This is a genomic window from Burkholderia sp. AU15512, from assembly GCF_002223325.1.
Classification (GTDB): Bacteria; Pseudomonadota; Gammaproteobacteria; order Burkholderiales; family Burkholderiaceae; genus Burkholderia.
Genome location: NZ_NKEX01000003.1, coordinates 1,545,524 through 1,570,140, shown reverse-complemented (window position 1 = coordinate 1,570,140; position 24,617 = coordinate 1,545,524). Strand labels below are relative to the sequence as shown.

The following is a 24,617-nucleotide window of genomic DNA, read 5'->3' as shown; positions in this document are numbered from 1 at the left end:
CGGCACGGGCGTGCGGACACCATCTTTCAGAAACTGTGGCGAATTCTAATACACACCTGTATCTGAATGCAAAGATGAATCCGTAAGGGAAAGGGTGCTAGACTGCGCGCCATGAAACCTCAGCGCTTAACTCGCGAGCAGAGCAGGGACCAGACGCGCGAACGTCTGCTGATTGCCGCACACCGTATTTTTCTGAAGAAAGGCTTTGTCGCCGCGAGCGTCGAAGACATCGCGGCCGCGGCCGGCTATACGCGCGGCGCGTTCTACTCGAATTTCCGCAGCAAGTCCGACCTGTTGCTGGCATTGCTGGAGCGCGATCACGCGGAGGTGCAGGCCGATTTCCAGGCGATCTTCGACGGGGGCGGAACGCGCGAGCAGATGGAGTCGATGTCGCTCGCGTATTACCGGACGCTGTTTCAGGACGACGAATATTCGCTGCTGTGGGGCGAGGCGAAGCTGCAGGCCGCGCGCGACGCGAAATTCCGCGTGCGCTTCAACCAGTTCCTGCATGGCAAGCGCCTGCAGATGGCGGAGTTCATCCGGCGCTTCTCCGAACGCGCGGGCACGCCGCTGCTGCTGCCGGCGGAGACGCTGGCGTTCGGGCTGATGTGCCTGTGCGATGGCGTGCAGTCGTACTACTCGGCCGATCCGCAGCACGTGTCGGCCGAGGTGGCCGAGTCGGTGCTGGCGGGATTCTTCGCGCGCGTGGTGCTCGGGCGCGCGCCGGACTGAGCGGGCCCCGGCCTCGAACCCCCTTCGTCACGCTGCCGGCGGCGAACCGGCCGGTCAGCGTTCGCCGGTCATTCGCCGGTACGCATCGAGCAGCGACGTCTTGTAGACGACCCCGGCGAGCGTCGGCTCGGCTTCGCTTTCGATCACCGGCAGGCGTTCGCCCTGGAACGCCATGAAGCGTTCGAGCGCGGTGGCGAGCGGCATGTCGGGCGTGAGCAGCGGAAACGGCGTGTGCACATAGTGCGCGGCCGTCTTGTCGGCCGTGTCGCGCTTGTCGAGCAGGTCCGACGTGATGTCCTTCAGCGCGACCGCGCCGCGAAAGCGCCCGGCGTCGTCGGTCACGTACAGATACTTCACCGGATATTCGAGGAACACGCGCGTCATGTCGGCGACGCTCGCGGTGAGCGGCACGACCGTCTGCGCGGGCTGGATCAGTTCGCGCATCTGCGTGGTGCGGATCCGGCTGCGTTCCTCGGCATCCTGGTGGTGGTGCAGCGTGATCTCGTACATCGACGTCGTGCCGGTCGCGCGCGCGACGAAGTACGCGAATACGCAGGACACCAGCAGCGGCAGCACGACCTGGTAGCTGAGCGTCATCTCGAAGATCATCAGGATCGCCATCAGCGGCGCCTGCGTGGCGCCCGTCAGGAACGCGCCCATCCCGACGATCGCGTACGCGAAGTACGCCGACGTATGGCCGGGCCACACCGCTTGCATCGCGAGCCCGAACAGCGAGCCGAACACCGCGCCGACGAACAGCGTCGGCGTGAACACCCCGCCGATCGCGCCGGAGCCGACGGTGGCGGAGGTCGCGATCACCTTGAACACGAGCACCGCGACGAGTGCCTGCCAGGTCCACGGCGAGTGGAGGATGAGGTTCACCACGCTGTAGCCGTTGCCCCACACGTCCGGCACCCAGACCGAGATCACGCCGACGACGAGGCCGCCGAGCGCGAGCCGCACGGGCAGCGGCACGGGCAGCCGCTTGAACTGGTTCTTCGACGCATCGAGCAGATGCAGGAACTGCGGCGCGAGCACGCCGCACAGCGCGCCGAGCACGACGAACAGCAGCACTTCCGGGCCGGTGACGGCCGGAAACACCGGCATCTCGTACGGCGGCCGGTAGCCGGCGAATTCGCGCATCACGATGTTCGCGACGACCGACGAGACGATCATCGGCCCGAGACTTTCCATCGCGATGCCGCCGAGCACGATCTCCGACACGAAGAAGGCGCCGGCGATCGGCGCGTTGTACGCGGACGTGATGCCGGCGGCCGCCCCGCAGGCGACCAGCAGGCGCAGGCGCGGCGGGTCGAAGTGCACGAAGCGGCCGACCAGCGACGCGGCGAGCGCCGCGAGCTGCACCATCGGGCCTTCGCGGCCGATCGAGCCGCCGCTGCCGATCGTCAGCAGCGACGACACGCTGCGCCACAGGCTCTGGCGGACCGGCACGATGCCGTTGCCGAGCGCGACCGATTCCATGTAGTCGGTCTTGGCGGCCTGCTTGGCGCCGCGGGTCGCGAGCAGCAGTACGCAGCCGGCGAGGAAGCCGCCCGCGGCCGGCATCCAGAACCGCACGTACCACGGCAGGCGCTTGGCCATCTGCACGAAGCTGCCGCTTTGCCCGGAGATCAGGTGCTGCATCAGGTCGATGCCTTCGCGGAACGCCATCGTGGCAAAGGCGCCGCCGACGCCGACGATGGCCGACCAGATCAGCATCGTATGGGCGTCCGACAGGCGGAACAGCGTTTGGGCGCGAGTGCGCAGCTTCAGCAGGAACGAGAGCACGGCTGAAAGAGGGCGATGGAAAACGACGCGAAGCATAGCACTGCGCCGCGCCCGCGGGATCCTACCGTCGGGCGCGGCGCGCGAAGTGTCACGGGCGGGCAACTCAGCCAAGCCAGTGCTGAACGGCCCAGGTGATCCCGTAGCCGCCGGCGATCAGCCACACGTACAGGATCAGGCCGGTCATCAGCGCCCGGGGGCCGGCTGCGCGGATCTGCGCGACGCGGGTTTCGATGCCGAGCGCGGTCATGGCCATCGTCAGCGCGAAGGTGTCGAGCACGTTCAGCGTGTGGGTGACGTCGGTGGGCAGCACGTTCAGCGAATTGACGATCACGAAACCGAGGAAACCGAGCGCGAACCAGGGCACGGCCACCTTGCGCTTGCCTTGCGCGCCGCCGGCGGTCGCACGTGCCGAGCGGGCCAGCCACCCGCCGAGCACCAGCAGCACCGGCACGAGCAGCATCACGCGGGTCATCTTGACGATCGTCGCGATGTGCGCGACCTGCGGGCTGATGTCGCTCGCCGCGCCGACCACCTGCGCGACCTCGTGGATCGTGCCGCCGAAGAACAGGCCGAGGCCAGCCGGATCGAGGGTCAGCAGCCCGGCGTGATACGCGATCGGGTACAGGAACATCGACAGCGTGCCGAACAGCACGACGCTGCCCACGGCCATCGCGCTCTGGTGCGGCTTCGACTGCAGCGTCGATTCGAACGCGAGCACGGCGGCCGCGCCGCAGATCGCGCTGCCGGCGGCGGTCAGCAGGGCCGAATCGCGGTCGAGCTTCATGATCTTGATGCCGGCCCAGGTGCCGATCACGAGCGTGCTGACGACGACCAGCACCGACACCGTCAGGCCCGGCAGCCCGACCTGCGCGATTTCCTGCAGGCTCACGCGCAACCCGAAGAACGCGACCGCGATGCGCAGCAGCTTGCGCGCGGAGAAATTGACGCCGGCCGCCCAGCTGGCCGGCATGCCGTCGCGCAGCGCGTTGCCGTACAACGCGCCTGCAACGATGCCGACGATCAGCGGCGACAGGCCGAGCCCCGCGATCGCGGGAAGCTGGGACAGGCTCGTGACGGCGGCGGCGAACAGCGCGACGAACAGCACGCCGTTCAACTGGCCGCGCATCGACGGCGCGGCGGGGCTGAGATGGGGACTCGGAGCAGTGGACATGGAAGCACCGTGATGGAGCGTGTGGCGATGGTGTAATCCTAATTTCGTTATATCGATATGAAAAATTGTGATTTGTGACGTAAACTATCCGGAAAGCCGATAATTTATCCCCATGACCCCGGATCAACTGATAACGTTCGCCGCCGTCGCCGAGCACCTGAACATCAGCCACGCCGCCGTGGCGCTGCATCTGTCGCAGCCGGCCGTGTCGGGCCAGTTGCGGCTGCTACAGGACGAATTCGGCGAGCCGCTGTACCAGCGCGACGGCCGCGGCATCCGCCTGACCCCCGTCGGCGAACAGCTCGCGCAGTACGCGAAGGCGCAGCGCGACACGTTTGCGCAGGCGCGTGCGTTTCGTGACGCGGTACGCGGCCTCGAGGCCGGCACGCTGCGCATCGGCGCGAGCACGACGCCCGCGAGTTACCTGCTGCCGTACCTGATCGCGGCGTTCCAGCCGCGCGCGCCGCGCGTGGCGATCCAGACGATGAGCGGCAACACGGCCGACGTGGTCGCGGCGCTGCCGTCGCTCGATATCGCGATGATCGAAGGGCCGCCCGGCGAGGCGCTGCCGCCGGGCACCGCGGTGCACGCGTGGCGAGAGGACGAGATCGTGGCGATCGTGCCGACCGGGCATCCGCTGGCGGCGCCCGAATACGCGTCGGGGGTCACGCTCGACGCGCTGGCGGCCCATCCGCTCGTGCTGCGCGAGGCAGGTTCCGCCGTGCGGCAGCTCGTCGAGCGCGCGTTCGCGCAAGGCGCGGCGCCGATGCGCGTCGCGTTCGAGATCGCGGGCGTCGAGGCCGTGAAGGAAGCCGTGCGGGCCGGGATGGGCGTCGGGTTCGTATCGGCGATGTCGCTGCGTCACGACGATGCCGCGCTCGCGATGCGGTCGCTCGCGCCCGAGCCGCTCACGCGGCACTTCTCGATCCTCGTGCCGCATGGCGGCGCGCCGTCGCGGCTCGCCGCGCAGTTCCTCGCGATGAGCCTCGCGCAGACGCCCGCGTGACGGGCCGCGCGCGCCGTCACGCGTGTGCGAGCACCAGCGCGGCGCCTTTCTCGCCGATCATCAGCGCCGGTCCCTGCGTGTGCCCGGACGTGATGCGCGGCATGATCGACACGTCGATGACCCGCAGCCCCTCGACCCCGCGCACGCGCAATTGCGGATCGACCACCGCGTCGTTGCCGGTGCCCATCCGGCACGTGCCGACCGGGTGGCTGAGCGAGCCCGCATTGCTCAGGATCCAGTTGCGGATCTCGGCGGGCGTGCGTACCGACGGCCCGGGCGTCTGCTCTTCGCCGCGCCAGGCCGACAGCCCCGGCGCGTTGCCGAGCGAGCGCATCAGCTCGAAGCCCTGCACGCATTGCTCGAAGTCGCCCGGCGCCGACAGGAAGTTCATGTCGATCAGCGGCGCGGTGGCCGGATCGGCCGAGCGCAGCGCGACGCGGCCCCGGCTCTGCAGCCGCATCATGTCGCCCGTGACCGAATAGAAACCGCGCAGCTCCTGCTCGGACTGGCCGCACGTATAGCGTCCGCGCATCATCTCGGCCGCATTGGCCGGCTGGCCGTCGGCATTCGCGTTCGCCCAGACGATCGCGTAGCCCTCGTTGACGGGCTGGTCGAGGATCGGCTGCCGCGACGTCCAGATGCCCTGGAAGATCAGCGCGTCCATCAGGTTCGCGCCGACGCCCGGCAGGTCCGCCTGCACGGGGATGCCGAGCCGCCGCAACTGCGCGGCGTCGCCGACGCCCGAGCGCATCAGGATCTGCGGCGAGTTGATGGCGCCGGCGCACAGCAGGATTTCCCGGTCGGCCGCCGCGCGCACGCGCGTGCCGCCACGGATGTAGAACACCGCGGCGGCGCGCCCCGTGCCGTTGAACTCGATCCGTTCGACGAGCGATTCGGCGGCCAGCGTCAGGTTCGACTGCCGCGCGAGCAGCGGCTCGACGTAGCGCTGGTAGCTCGTCACGCGCTGGAAGCGCGTGTCGATCGTCGAGCGCAGCGGCGACACGCCGGCCATCGGACGCCCGTCGTTGTAGTTCGGGTTGTAGCGGTGGCCGAGCTGCTCGCTCGCGCTGACGAACGCCTCGCCGAACGCGTTGCGCGTCGTGGTGGTCGGCTGCAGCATGCTTTCGACCTGCTCGAAGTGCGGCGCGACGTCCTGGTAGCGCCAGCCGGCGCAGCCGTACTGGCTCGCCCACTGGTCGAAGTCGGCGGGCGCGCCGCGCACGTAGACCATGTCGTTGTGCGCGGTGCAGCCGCCCGTCACCTTCGCGCGCCAGACGTCCATCACGCGGTCGTTCATGCGCGTCTGGGGCACGCTCTTGTAGCCCCAGTGAATCGCGTCGATGCGATACAGGCAGTTGATCTGGTTCGGGTCGCGGATCGGCGGGTAATGCGACGCGAGCGGCCCGGCCTCGAGCAGCAGCACCTTGATCGACGGGTTGGCGGCGAGTCGCGCGGCGACGATGCTGCCCGCCGAGCCGGAGCCGATGACGATGTAGTCGTAGTGTTCGTCCATGGGGTTCTCCTGGTGCGTGTGAGCCGGCGCGGTGCCGTCAGCCGCGCGGGTCGAGCAGCCGGCCGTACGGGCCGTGCAGCGCGAGCGTGGACTGCGCGCCGTAGAAGCCGGCGATGCCGCTCCACGCGCGGTGGTTCAGTTCGAGCAGGAACAGGATGCGGTGCATCGCGATCGCCTGGCGCGCGGGATCGATCGCGGCGATCCGCTCGAACATGTCGCGGGAGATGCTGTTGTGGTTCAGCGATTCGTTCAGCTCCTCGTGATCGCTGGATACGCTGTGGAACGCGTCGTTGTCCTTGACCGCGGCCATCAGGCGCAGCGACATCTTCGGCGGCTCGCCGAAGATGCCCTCGACGACCATGATCGCGGCGAACGACGACACCGGATCGGCATCGGCGAGCAGCGTGAGCGTGTCGACGAACGCGAAGTGCAGCGGCAGCGGCACGATCTGCGGGAGCAGGTGGCGCGCGACGCCGAGCGCCTCGCAGGTCGTGCTTTCGAGCGCCTCGTGGCCGTATTCCTCGCCGTAGTAGCGGAACATCATCGCGCGCAGCGGGATGCTGAGCCGCATGCTCAGCAGCGGCGCGATGATTTCGACGAAGCGCCGCGTCACGTGGTACTGCTCGATGAACGGGCCCGCGACGAGCGGCGAATAGCCGCCGTTCAGCGCATCGATCGCGCTCACGTACGGATTCGCGCCCCAGCGGTTCAGCGTTTCGCGCGTGATCAGTTCGGTCTGGCGCATGAACTCGAGCCCGCTCGACAGCGACACGGCCGGCAGGTCCGCGCACGGCAGCCGCTGCGCGTCGTCGCCGCTCGCGGCGACGAGGCTCGACGCGACGAGCCACAGATGCGACATCAGATCGTGCTCGTCGTACAGTCCGGCCGTGTCGAACCGCGGATCCTGCGCGGCGCTCGCGCGGGGCGTGCCGGAAAACACGTCGAGCATCAGGTCGACGGCTGCCAGCGTGAGCGGCGCCGCGCGGTGGAAGTATTCGAACTCGATGCGCAGCAGCGCGAGATGGAAGTTGGGTTCGACCTGCGCGTCGAACGGATCGTCGTGCGCGTCGAACAGCGTGCGCGCGGAGGCGGGCCGGTCGAGGTGCAGCCGCAGCGTCGCGGCGTCGCGCGCGATCGCATCGCGCCGCGCGGAGTCGAGCCCGGCCAGGCTCGCGGCGACCGTCTGCGCGATGCACGAGTCGATCCGCGCGGCCTGCGCGGCGAGCGCATCGGCGGCCGTATCGACGGCCTCGCCAATCAGCGAATGCGTGTCGAGAAACGTGCCGAGCGCGTGCCAGCCGGAGTCGGGTTCGCTGTCGAGCAGCGTCGACCACAGCGGCGACGCCGTGTCGGTCAGGCCGTGGAGCTGCGCCGCGATCTGGTCGGCGGCGTCGCTCGCGTCGAACGCCAGCCGGTATTCGTGGGCGCCTGCGCGCATGCTGACGAGCGCCGAGCCGGGCTCGTGGTGGATCGCGTCGATGACGAGGCGCGGCGACTGATAACGCTGAAATGTCCAGAGCTCCATGGCGGCCCTCAGTGGAAGATGCGCGGCAGCGGCGCGCTGTCGTCTGCGTAGTAGGCGAGGATGGTGTGTTCCTGGCGCACCAGCGTCTCGACCATCAGCGAGACGTTGCGCTTGGTGACGGTGCAGGCTTCGGGATCGATCGCGGTGTCGAGCGCCATCAACTGCCGCGAGATGTCCTCGTGCCGGTACGTGTCGTTCAGGTCCGCGTGTGCGCGCAGCGGCCGGTAGAACCCTTCGGGCAGGCCGAGCGCGACGCAGCGCGCGTCGAACGCGTCGATGAACGCGGGCTGCGCGCGCTCGAACAGGAACAGGCTCGCCTTGAACGACAGCGGATGCTGGCGCGCGTGCACGCCGAGCGCGGCCGCGAGCGAAAACGTCGCGGGCAGCGGCTGGTGCTGCTCGATCTCGGCATCGGCGAGCCCCGCGGCCTTCAGCGCCGCCGCGAGAAACCGGTCGTGGCCGAGCTCCGATTTCAGGAAGTCCTGCAGCAGCGTGCGCTCCGCGGTACTGGCGGCCCAGCCGAGCGCGGGGCCGATCAGCCCCGGCGCCGCGCGCACGATCCAGTAATACTCGAGGGCATAGCCGATCAACTGGCGGCGTGTCGCGCGCTGTTCGACCAGCGCGCGCAGGAATGCCGAGCGCGCGCTGCGCGCGGCGGTGCGATCCGCGATCCGGCGGATGTCGCGGTACAGCTGCGCGCCGCTCGTCGCGACCGCGGCGCGGCGCGGATCCGATTCGATCAGCAGGCGCAGCGCGTTGAAATCGGCGAGCAGAGGCGGAATCTTGTCGGCGATGCGGCGCGAGCGCGTGGCCAGTTCCTCGGGCGTCAGGCCGCCCACGTGCAGGTCGCCGATCAGGCGTGCGACGTCGGTCGCCTCGTCCGGCGCGAAGCGGAACGTGCACTGCCGGACGCCGGCACACAGCACGGCGTCGGTATCCGTGAGCTGCGAGGTGACGATGCCGCGGAATTTCGGCATCGCAGGAGCTGCTAGCGAGCTGTCCATGGTGGTCGCCTCACAGGTCGGACACGCGCCGCAGCAGCGGCGCGTCGGAAGTGTAGTAATGCCAGACGGCCGTGTAGAAGTCGTCGTAGAGCTCGACGAACAGCCGCAGCTGGGCCTTCACGCGCGCGACGGTGGCGGCGTCGAGCACCGGGACGTCCTGGAAGATCGCGCGTGTCAGGCTGCCGTGCGCGGCGTTGAGGTTGATGTTCGCGTGTGTCTTGAGCGGGCCGACGAGCCCGTCGGGCAGTTGCGCGCGCTCGCACGCCTGGATGAAGCTGTCGTGCTGCATGCCCTGGCCTTCGAGCAGGCCGAGCGTCGTGAAGAAGAACAGCGGATCGCTGTGCGACCAGTACGCGAGCGCGTTGCACAGCCCCATCGTCTCGGGCAGCGGGATCGCATCGAGCATGTCGGCGCGGCTCAGCCCCGCGAAATTCAGTGCGCGCAGCAGGATCTCGTCGTGCCCGTACTCCTCGGAGAAGAAACGGTTGAGCGTCAGTCGCACCGGCGTGCTCGGCACGTAGGACAGCACGGGCGCATCGAAATAGCTTTCGCGGAACAGGAAGTGCCAGTTCTCGATCACCATGCCGATCGCGAGCCGTTCGGGCAGGTCGCCCGGCGAGCGCGTGTCGAGGCACGCGCGCCAGAACGGATTGCGGTAGAGCGTCTGCTCGCAGTACTGCTCGACGAGATCCTCGATCTCGAGGATCACTTCCGAGCCCGCGCGGCTCGCGACCGGCGCGTCGTCGTCGATCAGGCCGGCCTCGTCGAGCGTGCCGACCAGTTCGTCGAGCAGCGCGCGCGGCAGCTCGGACTCGTCGCGCGCGATCTCGTCGAGATCGTGGCGGCCGTCGAACTGGTCAAGCGTGCGGGCCAGCGCGACGGCGGCATGCGGGCTGCCGGGCAGCGCGTCGACGTGCCGCAGCGCCACGGGCGCCACCAGCCGCGGGCGGGGCGCGGGCGATTCGATCCGTTCCATGATGAGGCTCCCGAAGTGGGCGCGCGGGGCGGGCGTGCGGCTCGCCCCGCAACTGGCTGAACCGGTGCGGCGGCGATTACAGGTGGATCGCGATCAGCGTCGGCGTGCCATCGGGCTTGTTGACGGTGACAAGGTAGTGCTTGCCGCCGAGCGTGCCCGTATTGATGTAGAGATCCACCTTGTGGCCGTCGAACACGTTCTTGCCCGGTTCGGCGTTTTTCACTTCATGAACCGTTGCCTGCTGAGTATTTGCCATATCGATCACCGTTTGAAAAATGAAAGGGCATCCGGCCTGATTCGAATAATCGGGCTGGAGAATTTGCAGCGAAATCCGGAACGAAATGAGAATGTCTGGTTTATTTCCTTTCATCCGTTGTGCGGATGATTAATTGGTCGATATTCATCCGCACATGGTCATGAATGCGGCCCGTGCCGAAAGCGGCAAGCCGTCCGCCTGTTTCGCGATCGCGACCTTGAGATCCGCGCCGCCGACGATCAGCGCGTGGCGATCGGCGCCGGCGCGCGGGTCGACGGTCTGCAACGCGTCGACCTCCTTGACGGCGACCTTGGTGCCTCGCGGCACGATGACAGTAAGCGGTTCACTCATAGCAACCTCCGACGATGAGAACGGGCGCAAGCGCCCAGCCGCCATTAGCGCGGCACGCAGCCATGCCGCGGCCAAGGCGGCACCGGAGCGGCGGCATCTCCGATCTTCAAATATGGTGGAATGATTCGCTGGAATGGAGCCCCGTTTTATCTTCTTGTAAAAGTGAAAGTTATTTTAAGCATCTGCGGATTTCTTGAATTACCGGAATCCTGGAGATAATCTAGTACAACGTTTGCGCGATTCAAGATCGATTTAATGGCATGTGCGATTATTTTCCCTGAATCAGCACATGCGTCGATCGTTTCGAAAAATGCATCGACGGGTGGTCGAGCGAACCAGGAGACCAAGACATGGGCGAGACGACGGAAACCGGCGTGCGGCCGAGGCTGCGGCATTGCACGCTCGTCGCGCTGGCCGGCGAGCGGCTGGCAATGATCGTGGGCGACGAGCGCTTCGAGCTCGAGCAGGTGCAGGGCACGCGCGACGCGTTCCTGCGCATGAAGCGCTACCTGGACGGGCGGCACACGCTCGAGGACATCGCGCAGTGCTCGGACGTGTCGTTCGGCAGCGTGCGGACGATCGTCGGGCAACTGGACGAACTCGGCCTGCTGCGCCGCGAACGGCCGGCCACCACGATCGCCGCGGCGGACTTTCTCGAGCGGGTCGAGCGCAGCGCCCGAATGTGGCGCGCGCAGATCGGCTATCACCGGCTGTTCGGCATGCTCGAGCGGGGCGAGGCCGGCCGCGACCTGATCGCCGGGCTGCTGCTCGAGACCTACCACTTCGTGCGGCTCGCGCCGCGTCACGTCGGCGCGGCGATCGCGCACTGCCGCGACCAGGCGACGGCCGAGCTGCTGTGCGGCTACCTGGCCGACGAGTACGCGCATCACGGGCTGATCGCCGCATCGGTCGAGAAGCTCGGCATCCCGCGCGAGCAGATCCGCGACGCGCATCCCGTGATCGGTACGCTGTCGCTCGTGAACATGCTGTGCGAGGTCGGCCGCGCGTCGTCGCTCGGTTACCTGTGCTGCCTGAAGCTGATCGAGGCGAGCCCGGAGGACGAGGCCGGCGCGCGCGGCGCGTGGGGCGAGATCGCGCGCGCCGCCGGGCTCGACGCGGACGTGTTCGACGGCCTGATGCGCCATATGCGCATCGACGTCGGCGCGGGCCATGCGGGCCTGCTGGAGCAGGCGCTCGCGCGCACGCCCGACGTGTCGGCCGACGCCGCGCACGTCGCGATCAATCACATGCACGACGTGAAGCACGCGTTCGATCAGTTCCATGACCAGGTGATCCAGTACTACACCGACATGTCGAACTACGTGCCGCGGCTGAAGGTCGACTTCTTCTCGCTATGAGCGGGGCCGACGCGACAGGGCGGGGCGCGGGCGAACGGTTCGTCGACCTCGACTTCAATGCGCGCACACCCGTCGCGCCGGAAGTGATCGATGCGATGGCGCCGTACTGGCGCGGCGTGTACGGCAACCCGTCGGCGTCGCACCGGCAGGGGCGGCTCGCGCGCGATGCGCTCGACGGCGCGCGGGCGGCCGTCGCGGCACGCGTCGGCGTCACGCCCGAATGGATCGTGTTCACGAGCGGCGCGACCGAAGCGAACAACCTCGCGCTTGCCGGCTTCGCGTGGTCGGACAACGCGCGCGCCGGGCCTTCGCCATGACTACACCGGCCCGGCGGATCATCGTGCGCGCGGTCGAGTATCCGTCGATCCAGTCCGCGGCGGCCACGCAGCGTGATGGCGCCGGCCGTCCCGCGATGAACAGCCTGCTAGGGATTTCCACTATGGTGCGGACCCCGTCCGAGGCGCACCATCCGTCTCAAATGAATGGAACCGGTTCCATTCCGGAAATAGAAGGGCAATATGGCAGACATCGTGATCGTGGCGAGCGCATTCGGGATGGACCGGGTGCGACAGGAGGGCCACCGTGCATTCGTCGCGACCGCGGCGGCATCCGGTGCGACCGGTTTCGAGGTGCGGCGCGAACTGTTCGCGTCGGAAGACGATACTGCGCCCGGCGCGCTGGCCGCGCTTGGCGCGCAACTGGCCAGCCACGGGTTGTGGTCGGTCTATTCGACGCCGGCCAACCTGTACACGGAAGCGGGCGCGCTCGATGCGGACGCATTGGGCAGCGCGCTCGCGGAAGCCGACGCGCTCGGCGCGCGCTTCGTGAAATTCCAGCTCGGCGGCTTCGCCGGCGACGCGCACGCGGCCGAGATCGTCGCGCTGTCGCGCGGCGCGCGGGCCCGCGTGGTGGTCGAGAACGGTCAGCTTCCGGCCGGCGGCGCGCTCGCGCAGTTCCGCGGGCTGTTCGACGCACTGGCCGCGGCGGGCATGCCCGATGCGCTCGGGATGACGTTCGACATCGGCAACTGGCAGTGGCCGGGCGAAGCGCCGCTTGATTGCGCGCAAGTGCTCGCGCCGCATGTGGAATACATTCACTGCAAGGCAGTCGCGGGCGAGGGCGCGCGCCGTTTCGCCACCGCGCCGGCCCCGAACGACCCGCTCGTGACCGGCGTGCTCGCGGTGCTGCCGCAACACGCGCCGCGCGGCATCGAGTTCCCGTTCGACGCGGCCGACCTGGCGGGCGATGCATGCCGGCGCGTTGCGTGGCTCGCCACGGCGTGACGGCGGAAGGATCCTGGAGAGTACATTCATGAAAGCAGCACTCGATGTCGTGACCTACGGCGAAGCGATGGCGATGTTCGTCGCGACCGAGCCCGGCCATCTCGCGCACGCGACGCAGTTCACGAAGCGGGTCGCGGGCGCCGACCTGAACGTCGCGATCGGCCTGTCGCGGCTCGGCTTCCGGGTCGGCTGGATGAGCCGTGTCGGCCGCGATTCGTTCGGCGGCTACGTGCTCGACACGCTGGCGCGCGAGGGCATCGACGCGTCGTGCGTGAGCGTCGATCCGCGTTACCCGACCGGTTTCCAGCTCAAGTCGCGCAACGACGACGGCAGCGACCCGACCGTCGAATATTTCCGCAAGGGCTCGGCCGCGAGCCACCTGTCGTGCGACGACTACGTGGCCGACTACGTGCTCGGCGCGCGCCACCTGCACCTGACGGGCGTCGCGCCGGCGCTCTCCGCGACGTCGTGCGAGCTCGCGTTCAAGCTCGCGCGCGAAATGCGCGCGGCCGGCAAGACGATCTCGTTCGACCCGAACCTGCGCCCGACGCTGTGGCCGTCCGCCGACGTGATGGCGAAGACGCTGAACGCGCTCGCGTCGCTCGCGGACTGGGTGTTGCCGGGCATCGCCGAAGGGCGGCAACTGACCGGGCACGACACGCCGGCCGACATCGCGGGCTTCTATCTTGCACAGGGCGCGCGCGGTGTCGTGATCAAGCTCGGTGCGGAAGGCGCGTACTACCGGATGGCCGACGGCCGTGACGGAACCGTGGCGGGCGTGCGCGTGCAGAACGTCGTCGATACGGTCGGCGCCGGCGACGGCTTCGCGGTCGGCGTGGTCAGCGCGCTGCTGGAGGGCAGGACGGTCGAGCAGGCGGTGGCGCGCGGCAACCGGATCGGTGCGCTCGCGATCCAGGTGATCGGCGACTCGGAAGGGTTGCCGACCCGCGCCGCGCTCGATCGATTCGAAAACGTCAGCAATCGCACCGATCGCTTAGAGGAAAGCTTCACCGCGCAATGAGAGGCCGGACACGGCACAATCCGCGGACTCATTTCGTCGTGCAGGCGCACGGCAAGGTACGGGGCCGGAATAAGCGCTAAAGCGTTTGTTCTGGTCGACTGCGAAGCGTGGGGCCGGAATAAGCGCAAAAGCGCTAACTTCGGCCGACCGCGAAGCATGGGATCCACGTAAGCACTAAAGCGCTAACGTGGATCGACCGCGAAGCATGGGATCAGAGCAAGCGCTAAAGCGCTAACTCTGATCGACCGCGAAGCATGGGATCCACGTAAGCGCTAAAGCGCTAACGTGGATCGACACAGGAGACATTCTGATGGCCAACACACTCGCTGCCCGCCGCTGGTGGACGATCATGCCGATCGTCTTCATCACGTACAGCCTCGCCTACCTCGACCGCGCGAACTACGGCTTCGCGGCCGCGGCCGGCATCAACCAGGACCTCGGGATCAGCAAGGGCCTGTCGTCGCTGATCGGCGCGCTGTTCTTCCTCGGCTATTTCTTCTTCCAGATTCCCGGCGCGATCTATGCGGAACGCCGCAGCGTGAAGAAGCTCGTGTTCGTCAGCCTGATCCTGTGGGGCGCGTGCGCGGCGCTCACGGGCGTGGTCAGCAACATCCCGTCGCTGATGGCGATCCGCTTCGTGCTCGGCGTCGTCGAGGCGGCCGTGATGCCGGCGATGCTGATCTACATCAGCAACTGGTTCACGAAGAACGAACGCTCGCGCGCGAACACGTTCCTGATCCTCGGCAACCCGGTCACCGTGCTGTGGATGTCGATCGTGTCGGGCTATCTCGTGCACGAATTCGGCTGGCGCCACATGTTCATCGCCGAAGGCGTGCCGGCCGTGCTCTGGGCCGTGTGCTGGTGGTTCCTCGTGCAGGACAAGCCGGCCGATTCGCCGTGGCTCAACGCGCAGGAAAAGCGCGACCTCGACGCCGCGCTCGCGGCCGAGCAGGCAACGATCAAGCCCGTGCGCAACTATGGCGAAGCGTTCCGCTCGCCGGCCGTGATCAAGCTGTGCGCACAGTATTTCTGCTGGAGCATCGGCGTGTACGGCTTCGTGCTGTGGCTGCCGTCGATCGTCAAGAACGGCTCCGACCTCGGGATGGTCGCGACCGGCTGGTTGTCGGCGCTGCCGTACCTCGCCGCGACGATCGCGATGATTGCCGCGTCGTGGGCGTCCGACAAGGTCGGCTCCCGCCGCGGTTTCGTGTGGCCGTTCCTGCTGATCGGCGCGGCTGCGTTCGCCGCATCGTACGCACTCGGCTCGTCGCACTTCTGGATCTCGTATGCGCTGCTGGTCGTGGCCGGCGCCGCGATGTACGCGCCGTACGGCCCGTTCTTCGCGATCGTGCCGGAACTGCTGCCGAAGAATGTCGCCGGCGGCGCGATGGCGCTGATCAACAGCATGGGCGCGCTCGGTTCGTTCGTCGGCTCGTACTTCGTCGGCTACCTGAACGGGGCGACCGGCTCGCCCGTCGCGTCGTACGCGTTCATGAGCGCCGCGCTCGTCGCCGCGGTGATCCTCACGCTGTCCGTCAAACCCCAGGCGCGCGATACGCATCCGCTCGCGACGCCGCTGCAAGGAAAATGAATCCGATGAAGCCCCGTATCGTCGCGTACAAGCCGCTGCCCGATGACGTCCTCGCGTACCTGCGCGAGCATGCGGACGTCGTGCCGGCCGACGGCGCCGCCGCCCTCGCCGATGCGCTCCGCGACGCGGACGGCGCGATCGGCGCGAGCCTGAAGGTCACGCCGCAGATGCTCGACCGCGCACCGCGGCTGAAAGCGTGGTCGACGATCTCGGTGGGCTACGACAACTTCGACGTCGCGGATCTCACGCGGCGCGGGATCGTGCTCGCGCATACGCCGGACGTGCTGACCGAATCGACCGCCGATACGGTGTTCTCGCTGATCCTCGCGTCCGCGCGACGCGTGGTCGAGCTGGCCGAGTGGGTGAAGGCCGGCCACTGGCATCGCAGCATCGGCCCCGACCTGTACGGCACCGACGTGCAGGGCAAGACGCTCGGCATCGTCGGACTCGGGCGGATCGGCGGCGCGGTCGCGCGCCGCGCGGCGCTCGGCTTCCGGATGCAGGTGCTGTACGCGAACCGCTCCGCGCATGCGCAAGCCGAGTCACAGTACGGCGCGCGGCGCGTCACGCTCGACGAACTGCTCGCGCAAGCGGATTTCGTGTGCCTGCAGGTGCCGCTGTCGCCGGAAACGCACCACCTGATCGGTGCGGCCGAATTCGCGAAGATGAAGCGCGGTGCGATCCTGATCAACGCGTCGCGCGGGCCGGTAGTCGACGAAGCCGCGCTGATCGATGCGCTGCGCGCGGGCACGATCCGCGGCGCGGGGCTCGACGTGTTCGAGAAGGAGCCGCTGGCGGCGGATTCGCCGTTGTTGCAGATGAAGAACGTCGTCGCGCTGCCGCATATCGGCTCGGCGACGCACGAGACGCGCCACGCGATGGCGCGCTGCGCCGCGGAAAACCTGGTCGGCGCGCTGGCCGGCACGCTGCGCACGAATCTCGTCAATCCGGACGCGCGCGCACGCGCTTGAGCCGCGGCGGTAGCGGGGCGACCCCGGCCGACCCCCGGCCGGCGGGGCGCCGGCTTCGTTAGAGTCGATGGTCTTGGTGCCGGAGGGCTGGCTGCGTTATGATCCCCGCGCGTCGTATCGACGCGCCCGGCAATGCTGCCGGCGGCGTTTCGCGACGGGTATCCGCGCCAGATCCGGTGCGGCCGACTGCTGTTGCAGGTGACTGGGGCGGATGCCGACGCGCCGGCGCTGATCATCGCGAAGCAGGGGGGGCGGCGTAAGCGCTGAAGGGCTAACGCTGACCGACCGCGAAGCATGGGGTCAGCGTAAGCGCTAAAGCGCCAACGCTGACCGACAGGGAGATTCCACCGGGTGGCTTACGTTTCCAACAACAAAGGTCCGTCTGCTCACGAAGCGGCGCGGATCGTACGTCGCGAGGCACGACAGTGACCGATTCGCAACTAACCACGACGCGTCCGGCGACGATCAGCGATGTCGCGCGCGAGGCCGGCACGGGCAAGACCAGTGTGTCGCGCTACCTGAACGGCGAGACGCACGTGCTGTCCACCGATCTGCGCCAGCGGATCGAAGCGGCGATCGCGCGGCTCAATTACCGGCCGAACCAGATGGCGCGCGGGCTCAAGCGCGGCCGCAACCGCCTGCTCGGCATGCTCGCGGCCGACCTGACCAATCCCTATACCGTCGAAGTGCTGCAGGGCGTCGAGGCCGCATGCCACGCGCTCGGCTACATGCCGCTGATCTGTCACGCGGCAAACGAAGTCGAGATGGAGCGCCGCTTCCTGCAGCTGCTCACGACCTACCGCGTCGAAGGGCTGATCGTCAACGCGCTCGGCGCCGACGAGGACGTGCTGCGCCCGCTGCGCGGCGCCGGCATCCCGGCCGTGCTCGTCGACCGCACGGTCGAAGGCTTCGAGGCCGACCTGATCGGCCTCGACAACGCCGACGCGATCGAGACGGCACTCGCGCACCTGGTCGAACACGGCTTCGACGCGATCCATTTCGTCGTGCAGCCGTTCGAGCGCGTCAGCTCGCGGCGCCTGCGCGAGGCCGCGTTCCGCACGGCACTGGCGGCGCGCGGGCTGACGGTGCCGTCGACGGTCGTGCTCGATCTGGACGCGCCCGACGCGGTCACGGCGGCGCTGGCCGACATCGATGCCCGCATCGACGACGCGGCACGGCGTGGCGTGCGCGCGGTGCTGTTCGCCGCGAACGCGCCGGTCGCACTCGCGATCGCGCGCCACCTGCGCGCGCGTTTCGGCACCGCATGGCAGCAGCGGGCGGCGTTGCTGTCGATCGACGATCCGGAATGGGCCGAGCTGATCGGGATCACGACAATCCGCCAGCCGACCTACGAAATCGGCTACAAGGCCGTCGAATTCGTGCACGAGCGGATCGACGGCGCGGCGGGCGACGTACGCGTCTCGCTGTTGCCGGGCGAGCTGGTTGCGCGCGCGTCGACCGCAAGCTGAGTATCATTCGGGGCACGCAGCGCGTCAGGTGCGCTGCCCCGAACAAGGAAATACATGACTGTCGCTCCCGTCACGCTGGCGGTGCTGATCGCCGCCACGCTGATCATCGCGCTCCTGCCGCTCGTCCTCTACCGACTCCTGCGCAAGCCGCTGGCGCTGAACCGCCGCGACACGATCGTCGGCGTGGCCGTCTTCACGCTGTTCGCGATGATCCTCGAACGCGCGTTCCACGGGCTCGTGCTGAGCCAGACGCCGCCGGATGGCTGGCTCACGCAGCCGCTCGCGTTCGTCGCGTACAGCGCGCTCGCGACCGCCGTGTTCGAGGAAGCCGGCCGCTATCTCGGGATGCGTTTCCTGAATCGCCGCTATGGCCCGTCGTCGGCCGGCGACAGCCGCGGAATCGGCTACGGGATCGGTCACGGTGGCGCCGAAGCATGGTTCGTCGGCGTACTCGTGTGGGGCCAGTGGTCGTATCTCGCGTGGCTCGCGAGCCGCGGCCAGCTCGAGACGCAGCTCGCCGACCTGCCGGGCGATACCGTCGTGCGCCTGCACGTGATGCTCGCGACGCTGTCGGCGCAGTCGATGCTGCTGTTGCTGCTCGAACGATGCACGGCATTCGTGCTGCAGCTCGCGCTGTCGGTGCTGGTCTGGCGTGGCGTGCGCGCCGGCCGCGCGGGCGTGTTGCCGCTGGCGATCCTGCTGCACGCGCTCGCGGCCGCGCCGGCGTTGCTGTACCAGGTGCGCGTGCTGCCGGCCGCCGGGGTCGAGGCCGCGTATTTCGTGCTCGCCGCGATCCTGGTCGTCGTGCTGGTGAAGGCATGCCGGCCGTCGCAATCGGCAGCCTGACGGGAGAGACGGGATGGATGACTATCTGATCGAATGCCAGAGCGCGGAATTCGACGCGCTCGCACGCGTGATCTGCGATCTCTTTCCGGAGCAGACGCGTTTCGCCGAAAGCAGCGACGCACGCGGGCGGTTCCTGTCCGTGCAGTGGCTCGCGATGCGTTTCGGCTCGGCGCCGAAGCGGATGACGCTCGATATCCGCATCGTGCCGGCCGCGCTCGCGCGCTACCTGGCGCTCAAGCCGATGCAACGGGCGCGCAGCCATGCGGTGCTGCATGCGTATACGGAAGCGATGCTCGGGTCGCTCGAGGAGCGTCACGCGGCCGGCGAGGCCGTGGAGCGCGACGCGGAACTCGTACTCGACGAAGACTTTGCGTGACCGTTCGCGCCGGCGCCATGCCGGCGCGCTGCATTACGCGTCGCGGTAGACCTGCGCGAAGCGCTGCGCCTGCACGACACCGTAGTCGCCGGGCGCGTACTGCATCACCCAGTCGCCGGCGACGCCACGCAGCGTGTCGCCGTTTTCCGAGCGGGCGATCGTGAACGGCTCGTCCATCCGGCGGGCGAGCACGACGGCCGGCCGGTTCCGGTAGGCGCCCGGTGCGCCGTGTGCGAGTGCCGGATCGGCGGGCAGGTATTTGGCGTCGAAGCGCGCACGCGACACGACCCAGCGGTCGCCGGTCGAGCCCGTGATCAGCGCGTCGCCCGCCGCATAGCGGTTCGGGCCTTCGAGGCTCATCAGTTCGCCGTCGGCCTCCGCGAAGGCAACGGCGACGGTTTCGTCCTTGACGACGCGACGGGCCTGCGGATCGGTACGCAGGTCGAGGTGCTTGAGTTCGAGCATGGCGGGAAAGGGCGGGAAAGCGGTAAAAGCCGGGAGCTTATCCCGAATCCGGCGCGCCGTGTGACGCGCCGGTCGCCTGGAGGGGCGCTGCGCCGTTCGGCCCGGACGGGCGGTACGGCGCCGGCAGGGCGGGCGTCAGGGCTGCGCGGGTGCGCTGGCGGCCGGCGCGGCTGCCGCCTTGCCATCCGTGCCCTTCGTCTTGCCCTTGCCGCGGTGCTCGCTGCCGTGGTGCAGCCAGCTGCGGAACGTCGTGTCGGCCAGCGCCTTCTGGTCGGCCGGGAAGCTCTCGTAGAGCGGCGCGAAGGCGTCGGCGAGCTTCTTCGCGCCGTCGGCGTTCGCCTGCGACAGTTCCGCGTACTGCTTCATGTCGTCGAGTGCGGAGACGTCGTGCTTCGCCATCCGCTCGCGATAGAGGCGGCCCATCGTGTCGCCGTTATCGCGCATCGTGTCCGCGAACGCCTTCCACTGGGGTTCCTGCGCCGACGTGATCTTCAGCTGGTCGTGCAGGTATTTGATGCGCTGCTCGACGCGCGCTTCGTGGCGCGCCGCGCGCTGCTCGGCGCTCGGGGCCGACGCCGCGGCCGTCGTTGCGGGGGCCTGGGCGGGCGCTTGCGGCTGCGCCGGGGTTTGCGCGAACGCGCTGGCTGCAACGGCGAGCGTAGCGAGGGTGAGCGAGATTTTCTTCATGGTTGGCTCTCCGGGTGGTGTCTTGCGAGCGGGCGCGGCGGCGAGTGCCGCAAGCGCGCTTCTCGCGTCGCCAGCTATTAGTAGCACGTTGAATGCGGTGCAGCAGCGAATGCGACACTTGCTTACATCCGATACGAATCGAAATTGAAAGGATCCGGCCGGATCGTGGCGGCGCCGTTTGGGCGGGCCGGCGTTCGGCGCTATCATCGCGTCACCTTCCACTCAGCCGGCGCGTCGTGCCCCGGCCCAGCCTCATGCGTCCACCCCGCCTCGACCAACTCGACGATCTCGACCGGCAACTGGTCGCGCTGCTGCAGGCCGATGCGCGTGCCAGCGTCGCGGATCTCGCGCGCCAGCTCGACGTCGCGCGCACGACGGTCGTCGCCCGCATCGCGCGGCTCGAACGCACCAACGTGATCGCCGGCTACAGCGTCCGGCTCGGGCAGGACGTGCTCGATGCAAGCATTTACGCGTACGTCGGCATCATCCTCACGCCGAAGTTCGGCAAGGACGTGTTGCGCAAGCTCGACCGGATGCCCGAGGTGCAACTGCTGTGCGCGGTGAGCGGCGAGTACGACTACGTCGCGTGGCTGCGCGCCGATTCGCCCGAACGGCTCAACGACCTGCTCGACCAGATCGGCACGCTCGAAGGCGTCGAACGCACGACGACGTCGATCATCCTGTCGCGCAAGATCGATCGCGGGACCATCGGCGGCTGACGCTCATGCGCGGCCTGCGTCGCGTCGTGCGTGTTGCGCCGGGGTATCGGCCCGGCTGTCGGGCTGCGCCGCGCCAGGCGGCCGCACGAGCGGAATCCGCACCGAGATGCGCAACCCGCGCGCTTCCGTTTCATCCGCATAGGCGAGCGTAATGTCGGCACCCATCCGGTCCGCGACGATCTTCACGATCGACAGGCCGAGCCCGGAGCCGATCTGCGCGTTGCCGGGCACCCGGTAGAACGGGTCGAAAACACGTTCGAGTTCGTGCGGCGCGATGCCCGGCCCGGTGTCGGCGATCGTCACGCACACGTGCGTGTCCGTGCGTTGCGTCGACAGGTCCACGCGTCCGCCCGGCGGCGTGTAGCGGATGGCGTTGTCGACCAGGTTCATCACGAGCGACACGAGTTCGAGCTCGTCGACGGGCACGTGCGTGTCCGGGCCGTCCTCGATGCCGATGTCGAGGGTTTTCGCGTCGGCGAGCGGCATCAGGTCTTCCAGCACGCGCCGATAGATCGCATGGACGGACACGTCGCCGGGCGGCGCGGCCGGCGCGCTTTGCGCCCGCGCGAGCGCAAGCAGCTGCCCGATCAGGTGGCGGCTGCGGTCGAGCCCGCCGCGCAGCGCGGCGAGGCGTGCGCGCGCATCGTCCGGCAGGTCGGCCTCGGCGAGGCGCTCGGCCTGCAGCGACATCGCCGTGAGCGGCGAGCGCAGTTCGTGCGCGGCGTCGGCGACGAAGCGGCGCTGCGCGGCGACCGACTGCGCGACGCGCGCCAGCATCCGGTTGATCGCGACGACGAACGGCCGCACCTCGACCGGCACGCGCTCGGCCGGCACCGGGCGCAAGTCGTGCTCGTCGCGGGCGTCGATGCCGGCGGACAGCGCGGCCACCGGGCGGAACAGCTTGCGCACGAGATCGGCGACGAGCAGCAGCAGGATCGGGACGAGGATCAGCAGCGGCAACGCGGTGCGCCACGCGCTTTCGCGTGCGACATCGTCGCGCACGCCGGCTTCCTGCGCGACCGCGATGCGCTCGCCGTTCGCGAAGGTTCGAACCATCACGCGATACGTGCTGCCGCCGGCATCGACTGTATGCAGCCCGTCGGCGAGCGTCGGCGCCAGCGCGAGCCGCGGCGTGCCGTCGCTGCCCGGCTGCGGTTGCGGTGCACTGCCGAGCGGCTGCACGAACACGCGCGACAGCTCGTCGCTTTCGCGCGCGGGCCCGGTGCCGTCGGCATGGAGCGACGACGCGTGCTCGCGGTCGAGCAGCGTCGCGACCTCGCGCAGCACGTCGTCCTGCAGTTCGTGCGCTTCGTCGAACGCCGATGAAAACGCGAACGCGGCCGCGGCCGTCGCGACGACCAGGATCGCGGCCGACAGCGCGACCGACAGCCGGAAGCCGATCGACTCGCTCAGGCGCTTCTTGAAACCATCCATCCCGCACCCCTGACGTTCTTGATCACGGTACTGCCGAGCTTGCGGCGCAGCGAATGGATCAGGAATTCGACCGCATTGCTTTCGACTTCCTCGCCCCAGCCGTACAGGCGATCCTCGAGCTCTCGCCGCGACAGGATCGCGCCCGGGCGCACCAGCAGCGCGCGCAGCAGCGCGAACTCGCGATTCGACAGCGGCACCGGCGCGTGCCCGTCGACGGCGGCCTCGCGCGTCGCCGGGTCGAGCGACACGATCCCGTTGCTCAACAGCGGCGCGGCCGAACCGGCCCGGCGCCGGATCGCGACGCGAATTCGCGCGAGCAGCTCGGCCATCTCGAACGGCTTCACGATGTAGTCGTCGGCGCCGCCGTCGAGGCCGGCCAGCCGATCGTCGAGCCCGTCGCGGGCGGTGACGATCAGCAGCGGCGCGCTTGCGTCCTTCGCGCGGATGGCGGCCAGCACGTCGAGCCCGTCGCGGCCGGGCAGGCCGAGATCGAGCAGGACCAGGTCGTAGGGCTGCGCGGCGAACGCGGTCAACGCGCGCACGCCGTCGGTGACCCAGTCGGTGGCGTACGACGCGTCCTTCAGCGCGGCATGGACGGCCTCGCCGATCATCGGGTCGTCTTCGACGAGCAGTATTCGCATGCGTGTTCTCCGTGCGGCGCAAACGCCGCCAGCGTATGCGATTCCCGCACGGGCGTCACGTGCGGCGGCGCGCTGCGATCCTTATTTGCCGCTGAACCGGTCGAGCGTCGCGAGCAGGTTCTTCATCGCGGCGGCCGAATCGGCCTGGGTCGGATGATCGGCGCGCAGCGCGGAGAGTGCGCGGTCGATCTCCTGATCGACCATGTGCCAGTCGGCGGCGGCGCGCGGCTTGAGGCCGGCTTCGGCCGAGTCCCACGCGATCTCGAGATCCTTGATGCGCGTTTTCGCGCCGGGCAGGTCGCCCTTGGCGACGAGCGTGTTCACGTCGACGGCGATCGTGCGGAACTGCGACAGGTCGCCGAGCTTCGATGCGTGGGCTGCCGCGGGCGATGCGGCGGCGGAGGCCGGCGCCGACGTCGCTGCGTTCGCGTCCTGCTGCTTCGAGCAGCCGGCGGCGGCGCTCAGCAGGGCAATCGTGGCAACGGCAACGGCGAGACGGGAAACGGGATGGGGGATGCGCATGGCGTGTCCTCGATTCGATGAATGGAAAGCGCGGAAAGGAAAGGGCGTCATTCGGTGGTGCCGGCCTGCGTGCGCGGGCCGCTGCCGAACTGCGCGACGGCGACGAGCAGCACGATCACGGTCAGGAACAGCAGGCTCGTCCAGGCGGCGCCGAAGCCGAGCCCGCCGTAGGTGCGGGCCTGCGTGAGCAGGTCGCCGAGCGATGCGCCGAACGGGCGCGTCAGGATGTACGCGATCCAGAACGCCAGTACCGCATTGGCGCCGAGCCGCCACATCACGAACACGGCCGCGATCAGGCCGCCGAAGCACAGCGCGCCGAGCGTGAAGCCGAGCCCGAGCGCCTCGGTCGCGAGATCGCCTGCGGCGGTGCCCAGCGCGAACGTGCAGAGGATCGCCGACCAGTAGAACAGCTCGCGCCGCGGCGTGACGATCGTGTCGATCGACAGCGTGCCTTCGACGCGATGCCACACGAAGAAGATCGCGGCGAGCGCGACGGCAAACGCGGCGGTGCTCGCATAGAGGCTGACGTTCAGGCCGTCGGTGAGCAGGTCGGTGATCTGCGTGCCGACGATGCTGACCAGCACCACCGTGAGCCAGTAGATCCACGGCACGTAGCGGCGCGTGCGCAACTGCAGCCACAGCGCGATCGCGAGCAGCGACGCCATCGCGACGCGCGTGACGGTCTGGCCGAGCCCCGCGTTGACCGCGAGAAAGTCCGCGCCGGTCTCGCCGACGGTGGTCGACATGATCTTGATGATCCAGAACGACAGCGCGACGTCGGGCACCTTGTTCAGCCAGTGCGGCGTGCGATGAGCGGGCAGGGATTGCATGCGATGCCTCCTTGGAAGTCGGGTGGTCGGCATGCAGTCTGAAACGGAAGACTTAGGCCAGCCATAGCGGGGCTGGCGGCGG

The 24,617-nt window shown here is 68.7% G+C and carries 26 protein-coding genes; 12 read left to right on the top strand and 14 right to left on the bottom strand.

Translation table 11 applies throughout. The features are described 5' to 3' along the window. Nucleotides 1-111 precede the first annotated feature (111 nt). Nucleotides 112-732 carry a TetR/AcrR family transcriptional regulator gene (locus CFB43_RS09875; protein ID WP_089494940.1) on the top strand — a complete coding sequence of 207 codons (621 nt, stop codon included), beginning with the start codon at nt 112-114 and terminating at the stop codon, nt 730-732. Nucleotides 733-786: 54 nt separating this feature from the next. Here CFB43_RS09875 and CFB43_RS09870 read toward each other — a convergent pair whose 3' ends face one another. Together CFB43_RS09870 and CFB43_RS09860 are read right to left on the bottom strand one after the other, a co-directional pair. After that, nucleotides 787-2,520 carry a ClcB-like voltage-gated chloride channel protein gene (locus CFB43_RS09870; protein WP_208450617.1) on the bottom strand — a complete coding sequence of 578 codons (1,734 nt, stop codon included), beginning with the start codon at nt 2,518-2,520 and terminating at the stop codon, nt 787-789. A 103-nt stretch (nt 2,521-2,623) separates the two neighbouring features. After that, nucleotides 2,624-3,691, bottom strand: coding sequence for a YeiH family protein (locus CFB43_RS09860; protein WP_089494938.1), 1,068 nt, complete (start codon nt 3,689-3,691; stop codon nt 2,624-2,626). 112 nt (nt 3,692-3,803) lie between these two features. Here CFB43_RS09860 and CFB43_RS09855 point away from each other — a divergent pair, with 112 nt between their 5' ends. After that, the gene (locus CFB43_RS09855) at nt 3,804-4,697 is read left to right on the top strand and encodes a LysR family transcriptional regulator (RefSeq protein WP_089494937.1); all 894 of its coding nucleotides are present in this window, start codon (nt 3,804-3,806) and stop codon (nt 4,695-4,697) included. A 16-nt stretch (nt 4,698-4,713) separates the two neighbouring features. Here CFB43_RS09855 and CFB43_RS09850 read toward each other — a convergent pair whose 3' ends face one another. The 6 genes from CFB43_RS09850 to CFB43_RS09825 form a co-directional block, all read right to left on the bottom strand. Further along, nucleotides 4,714-6,210 (bottom strand): GMC family oxidoreductase, encoded by a 1,497-nt coding sequence (locus tag CFB43_RS09850; protein ID WP_089494936.1) that lies wholly within the window; start codon nt 6,208-6,210, stop codon nt 4,714-4,716. Between the two features lie 37 nt (nt 6,211-6,247). Further along, nucleotides 6,248-7,735 (bottom strand): hypothetical protein, encoded by a 1,488-nt coding sequence (locus tag CFB43_RS09845; RefSeq protein WP_089494935.1) that lies wholly within the window; start codon nt 7,733-7,735, stop codon nt 6,248-6,250. 8 nt (nt 7,736-7,743) lie between these two features. Beyond that, nucleotides 7,744-8,712 (bottom strand): hypothetical protein, encoded by a 969-nt coding sequence (locus CFB43_RS09840; RefSeq protein WP_089494934.1) that lies wholly within the window; start codon nt 8,710-8,712, stop codon nt 7,744-7,746. Nucleotides 8,713-8,749: 37 nt separating this feature from the next. Continuing rightward, nucleotides 8,750-9,715, bottom strand: coding sequence for an iron-containing redox enzyme family protein (locus tag CFB43_RS09835; protein WP_089494933.1), 966 nt, complete (start codon nt 9,713-9,715; stop codon nt 8,750-8,752). 76 nt (nt 9,716-9,791) lie between these two features. Then, on the bottom strand, nt 9,792-9,971 hold the full coding sequence (locus tag CFB43_RS09830) for a hypothetical protein (RefSeq protein ID WP_089494932.1): 180 nt from the start codon (nt 9,969-9,971) through the stop codon (nt 9,792-9,794). Nucleotides 9,972-10,115: 144 nt separating this feature from the next. Next, a complete protein-coding gene (locus CFB43_RS09825; RefSeq protein ID WP_226207652.1) occupies nt 10,116-10,322 on the bottom strand; it encodes a hypothetical protein in 207 nt (68 codons plus the stop codon). A gap of 350 nt (nt 10,323-10,672) precedes the next feature. Between CFB43_RS09825 and CFB43_RS09820 the strand changes: the two genes are divergently transcribed. From CFB43_RS09820 to CFB43_RS09780, 9 genes are all read left to right on the top strand, one after another. After that, entirely contained in the window at nt 10,673-11,680 is a 1,008-nt protein-coding gene (locus CFB43_RS09820) for an iron-containing redox enzyme family protein (RefSeq protein ID WP_089494931.1), read from the top strand. Next, nucleotides 11,677-11,997 (top strand): aminotransferase class V-fold PLP-dependent enzyme, encoded by a 321-nt coding sequence (locus CFB43_RS09815; RefSeq protein WP_089494930.1) that lies wholly within the window; start codon nt 11,677-11,679, stop codon nt 11,995-11,997. The genes CFB43_RS09820 and CFB43_RS09815 overlap by 4 nt, the downstream gene beginning before the upstream one ends. 201 nt (nt 11,998-12,198) lie before the next feature. Beyond that, a complete protein-coding gene (locus CFB43_RS09810; protein ID WP_089494929.1) occupies nt 12,199-12,963 on the top strand; it encodes a xylose isomerase in 765 nt (254 codons plus the stop codon). A gap of 28 nt (nt 12,964-12,991) precedes the next feature. After that, entirely contained in the window at nt 12,992-13,984 is a 993-nt protein-coding gene (locus CFB43_RS09805) for a sugar kinase (protein WP_089494928.1), read from the top strand. A gap of 310 nt (nt 13,985-14,294) precedes the next feature. Further along, the gene (locus tag CFB43_RS09800; RefSeq protein ID WP_089494927.1) at nt 14,295-15,575 is read left to right on the top strand and encodes an MFS transporter; all 1,281 of its coding nucleotides are present in this window, start codon (nt 14,295-14,297) and stop codon (nt 15,573-15,575) included. A 5-nt stretch (nt 15,576-15,580) separates the two neighbouring features. Continuing rightward, entirely contained in the window at nt 15,581-16,546 is a 966-nt protein-coding gene (locus tag CFB43_RS09795) for an NAD(P)-dependent oxidoreductase (RefSeq protein WP_089495296.1), read from the top strand. A 425-nt stretch (nt 16,547-16,971) separates the two neighbouring features. After that, nucleotides 16,972-18,015, top strand: coding sequence for a LacI family DNA-binding transcriptional regulator (locus CFB43_RS09790; protein WP_089494926.1), 1,044 nt, complete (start codon nt 16,972-16,974; stop codon nt 18,013-18,015). A gap of 54 nt (nt 18,016-18,069) precedes the next feature. Continuing rightward, nucleotides 18,070-18,861, top strand: a complete 792-nt coding sequence (locus CFB43_RS09785) for a YhfC family glutamic-type intramembrane protease (protein WP_089494925.1) — start codon at nt 18,070-18,072, stop codon at nt 18,859-18,861. Nucleotides 18,862-18,874: 13 nt separating this feature from the next. Beyond that, complete coding sequence (locus CFB43_RS09780) at nt 18,875-19,237, top strand: DUF3022 domain-containing protein (RefSeq protein WP_047850836.1); 363 nt, start codon at nt 18,875-18,877, stop codon at nt 19,235-19,237. A 33-nt stretch (nt 19,238-19,270) separates the two neighbouring features. On the opposite strand, the gene CFB43_RS09775 is transcribed toward CFB43_RS09780, so the two are convergent. Further along, a complete protein-coding gene (locus CFB43_RS09775; RefSeq protein ID WP_089494924.1) occupies nt 19,271-19,702 on the bottom strand; it encodes a PGDYG domain-containing protein in 432 nt (143 codons plus the stop codon). 135 nt (nt 19,703-19,837) lie between these two features. Next, entirely contained in the window at nt 19,838-20,389 is a 552-nt protein-coding gene (locus tag CFB43_RS09770; RefSeq protein WP_089494923.1) for a Spy/CpxP family protein refolding chaperone, read from the bottom strand. Between the two features lie 254 nt (nt 20,390-20,643). On the opposite strand from CFB43_RS09770, the gene CFB43_RS09765 reads away from it, so the two are divergent. Next, the gene (locus tag CFB43_RS09765; protein WP_006481526.1) at nt 20,644-21,108 is read left to right on the top strand and encodes an Lrp/AsnC family transcriptional regulator; all 465 of its coding nucleotides are present in this window, start codon (nt 20,644-20,646) and stop codon (nt 21,106-21,108) included. Between the two features lie 3 nt (nt 21,109-21,111). Here CFB43_RS09765 and CFB43_RS09760 read toward each other — a convergent pair whose 3' ends face one another. From CFB43_RS09760 to CFB43_RS09745, 4 genes are all read right to left on the bottom strand, one after another. Beyond that, complete coding sequence (locus tag CFB43_RS09760) at nt 21,112-22,542, bottom strand: sensor histidine kinase (protein ID WP_089494922.1); 1,431 nt, start codon at nt 22,540-22,542, stop codon at nt 21,112-21,114. Beyond that, entirely contained in the window at nt 22,518-23,183 is a 666-nt protein-coding gene (locus CFB43_RS09755) for a response regulator transcription factor (RefSeq protein ID WP_089440160.1), read from the bottom strand. Before CFB43_RS09755 ends, CFB43_RS09760 begins: the two co-directional genes overlap by 25 nt. 81 nt (nt 23,184-23,264) lie before the next feature. Then, entirely contained in the window at nt 23,265-23,705 is a 441-nt protein-coding gene (locus CFB43_RS09750; protein ID WP_089494921.1) for a hypothetical protein, read from the bottom strand. A gap of 47 nt (nt 23,706-23,752) precedes the next feature. After that, nucleotides 23,753-24,535 (bottom strand): COG4705 family protein, encoded by a 783-nt coding sequence (locus tag CFB43_RS09745; RefSeq protein WP_089494920.1) that lies wholly within the window; start codon nt 24,533-24,535, stop codon nt 23,753-23,755. Between the last annotated feature and the right edge of the window lie 82 nt (nt 24,536-24,617).